Source organism: Wolbachia endosymbiont of Drosophila barbarae, from assembly GCF_044752445.1.
GTDB lineage: Bacteria > Pseudomonadota > Alphaproteobacteria > Rickettsiales > Anaplasmataceae > Wolbachia > Wolbachia pipientis.
On record NZ_JBIXJM010000216.1, the window covers coordinates 1 to 2,538 of the forward strand.

The following is a 2,538-nucleotide window of genomic DNA, read 5'->3' on the forward strand; positions in this document are numbered from 1 at the left end:
TCCGGCTAAAATTCAAGAATTTCAATGCTTTAGCTATTTTCAATAGAATTAAATTTATTAATATAAATAATAAATTACTATTCTTAAATTTGATCAGATTGATTGCAAAAAAACAAGATTTTCAATAGGTTGCTTATAATCCTAATTATAGTTAGCCTTTCATAAGTAGCGATGCAACAAAGCCATCCCAGTGTCTGGGCACTGGGATGACACCGAAGGGGCTACTCGGATGACAAACCCTGTCATTCCAGGGCGTGACGCTGGTTTCCATCCAAGACGGCAGTGCTTGACACTGGAATGACAAGAAGAGGGCACTGCCCTCCTTGTATGTATTAGATATAGGCCGAGTTGTGGTTGTGATAAATGTGATCGCTTGCGCAATCGAACATTTTCACAAAACCATTCTCTAGATAAAGATTATATTCGTGATGTTGATCTGATAATACAATATTATCTTGCTCCCCTGAATTGAAATGACTTGAATCTGACAGCAATTCGTAATTTGGATTATCTATTTTACTAATGCTGTTTATTACTTTGCCATTACCACTTGATATAGCTAAACTATAACTATCACCATCCTTCATTATCTTGATGGACACCTTATCTTCAGGTAACACTATAAGCTTCTTTGTGCCACTATCGTGGATTACGAATTTGCCTTTTTCAAAATAGTATTTGTCTTCCGGCAAAGCACCAACCTTATAATCTGATGTGTGCAGTTTGTTCCAAAAATCTAACACAGATTGCTTTTCTGCTCCTTCCGCTCTATCATACAAGGCTTTCACATCATTATAATTTATCGTTACATTTGCCTTATGCTTCCCTTCTGAGTCCTGCTCGTAGCTCTTTTCTATTTTGAGAATTGTGTCTTTTAATACTACCTGTTCTTGCTCTTTCTCCTCCACTGAAGCTGACCTTTTTGCCCTTGTTGGAATTTGTGGCTGATCAGACTGCATTTCACTATTGTCGTTTGATGCAGTTTTCTCTTCAGCAGCTTGTGCAACAACATTAGTAGTACTATGAACTTCTGTCTTAGTTTCACTTACTTGCCCTTTTGGACTTTCGGTTTGTTTCTCTTTTGTGAATATTTTCTGATAGTCCGTGTAGCCTCTATTAGTATCACCGATATCACCACTACCTTGATCGAAAGTTATTTTTTTACTTCCATTTCCCATATCCTCAATTTCAACTTGAGGAGAAACAGATGCTAGGAAATCGTTATAACTGTAGTTGTAGTCAGCAGAAAAGAATATTTTACCTTTGAAGTTATGGAAGTTATTAGATAACATTCCAATTTCTTCGTCGCCATCAAACAATTTTACTTTAGTGAAATATGTTTGATCTTTTATTCTAACTATTTCACCGCTAGAGTTTCTTTGTATGTGGTAATCATTTGGGTCGTGCTTTATAGCAAAAAGTTTGCCAGAGCCATATTTCTCTAAGTTTATAAGGCCCACATTTACATGTTTATGGGAATAATCTCTCTTTTCATATTCATGTGCAAATATTGGATCTATATATCTATATTCGTCTGATATATTTGGCATACCTACTGGATGTTCATTCCCATCTTTCGTCACCGGAACAAGCTTATATGCTCCATCTTTTTCCACTAATTTTAGATGAGTAATACTTTGTGGTAGTTGAAACCTTACATTTGCTCCATGGTCATGAATAAATAGATCACCTTTCTCGGTAATATAAAAGCCCATATTTTTAAATTCATGTAAGCGCTCGTCTCCTTGCTTTACGACAGCTTCATATACATCATCGTCTGTCCTATCTGTTCCCTTATTATCCAGTAATTTTCCTTTTTCCACGATTACTCCATTTGCCTTTTGCTCATCAGAATATTGTGCATGTTCTGAATCCTGATGATTCAAAATTTTGGTACCTCTAAGAAGCAGAGAATCTAAATCTTTTTGGATGTGTCCAGTGCTAGGATGCAACAATTCATTTTCATGTAAATGCGCTTCATCAAAGTATTCATCGCGTTTAACTGTTCTGCCATCTATTAGGGAAGCTTTATAATGACCATTTTCTTTTGTAACTGCCATGTAAGCACCGCCTTCGTATGAAACATTTAAGTTGTGCAATATATCCTCAAAAACGAAAGTTTCTTTAGTTTGGCCTTCAACTTGCTTAAAAAATCCTGATTCGCTCAATAATTCTCCAAGCTTTGTATTTCCGTCATATATAGACAGTGCACCCATATCTCCTTGACCATGAGCTTGCATAGAAAAAATCTTACCTTCTTGTAGATTAATGTGAGTACCTCTGATTAAGTTTGAATCGATATTGACCAGCCCATCTAATATTTTTGCTGCTTGGGAATTATTTTCAATTTCATCAACGGCTTTGTTTTTTAGTTGATCAAACTTTAAAAATGCTGGTCCGTATTTTGTATTTTCCTCATTACGTAACTCTTCAATAGTAATCTCTTCTTTATGATATTTTTGATACATTTCACCACGTTCTTTATTCAAATTATCAAATTCATCTACCTGATTCTTAACTTCTGTATCATATTTTGAT

At 35.3% G+C, this 2,538-nt stretch carries 2 protein-coding genes; both read right to left on the reverse strand.

The features are described 5' to 3' along the window. Window positions 1-159: 159 nt before the first annotated feature. Window positions 160-315, reverse strand: a complete 156-nt coding sequence (locus tag ACIPNH_RS04935) for a hypothetical protein (RefSeq protein ID WP_153296799.1) — start codon at window positions 313-315, stop codon at window positions 160-162. Window positions 316-332: 17 nt separating this feature from the next. Next, on the reverse strand, window positions 333-2,538 hold a 2,206-nt coding region (locus tag ACIPNH_RS04940; protein ID WP_400772036.1), incomplete at its 5' end, for a peptidase M2.